The sequence below is a fragment of the Methylobacterium sp. E-066 genome (assembly GCF_022829635.1).
Lineage (GTDB): Bacteria > Pseudomonadota > Alphaproteobacteria > Rhizobiales > Beijerinckiaceae > Methylobacterium.
Genome location: NZ_JAKSYO010000139.1, coordinates 1 through 733 on the forward strand (window position 1 = coordinate 1; position 733 = coordinate 733).

Sequence of the window (733 nt, forward strand, 5' to 3'; positions counted from 1 at the left end):
GTTCCTGCTGCTGCCGCTGATGCTGGTGATCGCCGCCCTGGTCTGGGCCGGCGACCGCAAGGCGCCGATCTTCCGCCACACACGGCTCGGCCGCGACGGGCGCAGCTTCGGCTGCCTGAAGTTCCGCTCCATGGTCACGAACGGCGAGGCGGTGCTCGCTGCCCACCTCGCCGCCAGCCCGCGCGCCCGGGCTGAATGGGCGGCCACGCACAAGCTCAGCGACGATCCGCGCATCACCGCCATCGGCCAGGTGCTGCGCAAGACCTCGCTCGACGAGCTGCCCCAGCTCTGGAACGTCCTGCGCGGCGAGATGAGCCTGGTCGGGCCGCGCCCGATCGTCCAGGCCGAGGTCGCCCGCTACGGCCGGGCGTTCTCGACCTGCTTCGCGGTGCCGCCCGGCGTCACCGGCCTGTGGCAGGTCTCGGGCCGCTCGGACACGACCTATGCCGAGCGCGTGGCGCTCGACCTGGATTACGCCAGCCGCTGGAGCCTGCGCCGGGATCTCGCGATCATGCTGCGCACCGTGCCGGCGGTGCTGGCCCAACGTGGCAGCAAGTAGCGGCTTCGGCCGAGACGCGGGGCGACCGCAGGACGTCGCCCGCGGACGAGCACCGGACCATCCGGGCCGGGATCGGTCCGGCGCCGGGGCCGGTGCGGGGACGGGATCGCCGACGGGATCGTCATGAAGGGTCTGCTGCTGAACGCGCTGCTCGGGGTGGGTCTGGGGCGGTTC

General features: G+C 73.1%; 1 protein-coding gene. It reads left to right on the top strand.

Annotated elements, in window-relative coordinates; translation table 11 throughout:
* Window positions 1-559: sugar transferase (locus MKL20_RS19795; protein WP_244038111.1), on the top strand; the 559-nt coding region annotated here is incomplete at its 5' end.
* Window positions 560-733: the final 174 nt, after the last annotated feature.